Below are 3,019 nucleotides of genomic sequence, written 5' to 3' on the forward strand. Positions count from 1 at the left end.
GCCACGAATCGCAGATTTGAAAGTGAACAGGAAAGTCAATGAAATCAACGATCTACCAACACCACCTCCGCGCCAGTGCTAGCTTTTCGTACCGTCACTTATTGCACTGAAAACGAGGAGACCCCAATCAGGCCTCCATGGTGGTGGCCTGACTTAAACCAACCGGCCTCCACGATTCCCGGGGCGGTTCAAGAGCCTCCTATTTCCTGTCCAATAGGAGCCCGTATGAGCAGTCAACGTTACCCCGAAGAATTCAAGACCGAGGCGGTCAAACAAATCCTTGACCAGGGCCACAGCGTGGCCGATGTCTCCAACCGCCTGGGCGTGAGCACCCACAGCCTGTACAAATGGATGCCCATCCAATCATTGGAAAGCTACCAGTCGATGACATTACCGTCGACCATATTCGCCGGATCCTGAAGCCGATCTGGAACACCAAGGACGAAACCACGAGCCGGGTGCGTGGGCGCATTGAACGAATTTTTGGTTGGGCTAGGGCCTGTTAACACATCCTCAGTCCATCAGCGACGAGCACGAAGCTGATGAAGCCCAGGAACATGAGGTCGAGTTTCTCGAACCGCGAGAAGATACGGCGATAGCCTTTGAGTCGACGGAACAACCGCTCCACCTCATTGCGGCGCTTGTACATCTCGCGGTCGTAGTCCCACGGTTCGATCCGCGTCTTCATTGGTGGCACCACCGGAATGAAACCCAGATCCAGTGCCAGCTGCCGTGTCTCGTTGCCTTCGTAGGCACGGTCCATCAACAAATGCACCGGTCTGCTGGTCGGCCCAAGACTGCTGAGCAGGCGCCGGCCTTCGGGTGCGTCGTGCGCCTGCCCAGGCGAGAGCGAAAACGTCACGGCCGTTCGAGCATCCGCGGCAACCATATGAATCTTGGTGTTCCATCCGCCTCGGGACTTTCCGATGGACTGCGGACCTTTTTTTTAGTGCCCCTGTGCCGTCGGGATGGACCTTGATGCTTGTGGAGTCCAGCGAGACGGCTTCGATCCTGATACGCACGACTTGCGCACGCTGCAACTCCTCGAACATGCGATCCAGGACGCCAGCTTTGGTCCAGCGATTCATGCGCGTGTAAATCGTGTGCCAGTTGCCGAAGCGTTTGGGCAGTCCGCGCCACTTGCAACCATGTTCGGCCACATAGAGGATCGCATTGACCACCTGCAGATTGCTCAGGCTGACGTTGCCACGCTGCCTGGGCAGGCAGTGTTCAATGGTAGCGAATTGTTCGGGCGTGATCTCCATGTCGGAGATTTTCTGGCGCAATCGTCGCCGTCGCCATTAGTGTTAACACGCCCTAGTGTGCGGGGTTATCGTACCGGTGAGAACCCGACACGATGGCAAGGCTTTGACCAACATGCTACAATGCCCATTTAAACCAACTACCCCGGAGCCAGCCATGCCACGATCCCTACTCACCGACGCTGGCGTGCGTTCGGTCAGCGATTCCGTCGCCCTCGGCCTGCCGTCCGAACGCATGGCGTCCCTTGCCGAGGCGTTCAACCTGATGGTGCTGCCGACCCTCCAGCAACTCGATGCGGTCAATACCGGTGAAATCCAGCCGGCACCTGCCTTCGACCCGCGCTGGAAGGAGGTGCAGTCATGAGTTCGCTAACCCGCCTCACCCTCGCGCAAGTTGCGCAGAAACTTAAGGCACGGGAAGTCTCCGCCGTTGAAGTTCTGGACGCCTGTCTGACGCAGGTGCGCTCCACCGAAAAACAGATCAGTGCGTACGTGTGCGTGCTGGAGGATCAGGCCCGTGCAGCAGCCCAGCAAGCTGACGCCGACATCAGCGCCGGGCGCTGGAAAGGCCCGCTGCATGGCGTGCCTGTAGCGGTCAAGGACTTATACGACATCGCTGGCGTACCCACCACGGCATCGTCGCGCCAGCGCACGAATTGGACGCCGCAGCAAGACTGCGCCGTAGTCCGGCGCTTACAAGACGCAGGTGCCGTTATCCTTGGCAAGACCCATACGCACGAATTCGCCTATGGCGCCATCACTCCGAAGTCGCGCAACCCCTGGGACCCGGGAAGAACACCGGGTGGCTCCAGCGGCGGCTCGGCGGCCACGGTCGCAGCCTGCGGCGTCTACTTGGCGACCGGCACCGACACCGCTGGATCCGTTCGCATCCCTTCGTCGATGTGCAACACCGTAGGCCTGAAGCCAACCTACGGGCGCGTGAGCCGTGCCGGTGTGAGTTCACTTTCCTGGAGCCTGGACCATCCAGGCCCGATCACGCGCACCGTGGAAGACACGGCGCTCAGCCTTCAGGTGATGGCTGGCTTCGATCCAGCCGACCGCGGCTCGTTGGATGAGCCGGTGCCCAGCTATGCCGAAGGGCTCGGCCAAGGCGTGAAAGGCCTGCGCGTGGGCGTGCCGAAGAACTACTTCTTCGACCGCGTGGACCCGGAAGTTGAAAGTGCGGTTCGTGCCGCCATCGATCAACTGAAAGAGCTGGGCGCCGAACTGGTGGAAGTCGAAGTGCCCATGGCCGAGCAGATCATCCCGGTGGAGTTCGGGATCATGCTACCCGAAGCCAGCGCCTACCACCGCACGATGCTGCGCGAGTCACCCGAGCTCTACACCGCCGATGTCCGCATACTGCTGGAACTCGGAGATCTAGTCACCGCCACCGACTACCTGCAGGCGCAGCGCGTCCGTACGCTGATGCAGCGCGCGGTGGCCGAGATGTACCAGCGCATCGATGTGCTGATCGCACCCACACTGCCCATCCCGGCTGCTCGCAGCGGGGAGGAGGTCCACACATGGCCGGACGGCACGGTAGAGGCGTTGGTCATGGCCTATACGCGCTTCACCTCGTTCGGCAACGTGACAGGATTACCCACGCTGAACCTGCCCTGTGGTTTCTCCAAGGATGGGTTGCCGATCGGCATGCAGATCAGCGGCCGGCCGCTGGACGAGAAGACCCTGCTGCGTGCTGGGCTGGCCTACGAGAAAGCCACGACCTGGCACCAGCGTCATCCGGAACTGATCGG

At 60.6% G+C, this 3,019-nt stretch carries 3 protein-coding genes and 1 pseudogene; 3 read left to right on the top strand and 1 reads right to left on the bottom strand.

The window, feature by feature from the left end; genetic code table 11:
* Nucleotides 1-225: 225 nt before the first annotated feature.
* Nucleotides 226-354, top strand: a pseudogene (locus QZ709_RS00520) (transposase); the annotation flags it as partial.
* 148 nt (nt 355-502) lie between these two features.
* On the opposite strand, the gene QZ709_RS00525 reads toward QZ709_RS00520, so the two are convergent.
* Nucleotides 503-1,265, bottom strand: a protein-coding gene (locus QZ709_RS00525; RefSeq protein ID WP_088339335.1) for an IS5 family transposase whose coding sequence is annotated in 2 segments (ribosomal slippage) — nt 503-941 and nt 940-1,265 — 765 coding nt in all. Because the reading frame shifts where the segments join, the coding sequence is not laid out codon by codon here.
* Between the two features lie 154 nt (nt 1,266-1,419).
* On the opposite strand from QZ709_RS00525, the gene QZ709_RS00530 reads away from it, so the two are divergent.
* Both QZ709_RS00530 and QZ709_RS00535 read left to right on the top strand, forming a co-directional pair.
* The gene (locus QZ709_RS00530) at nt 1,420-1,626 is read left to right on the top strand and encodes a hypothetical protein (protein WP_012248402.1); all 207 of its coding nucleotides are present in this window, start codon (nt 1,420-1,422) and stop codon (nt 1,624-1,626) included.
* Nucleotides 1,623-3,019: amidase (locus QZ709_RS00535; RefSeq protein ID WP_294635465.1), on the top strand; the 1,397-nt coding region annotated here is incomplete at its 3' end. The genes QZ709_RS00530 and QZ709_RS00535, both read left to right, overlap by 4 nt.

The sequence above is a fragment of the uncultured Aquabacterium sp. genome (assembly GCF_913773725.1).
GTDB lineage: Bacteria > Pseudomonadota > Gammaproteobacteria > Burkholderiales > Burkholderiaceae_C > Aquabacterium.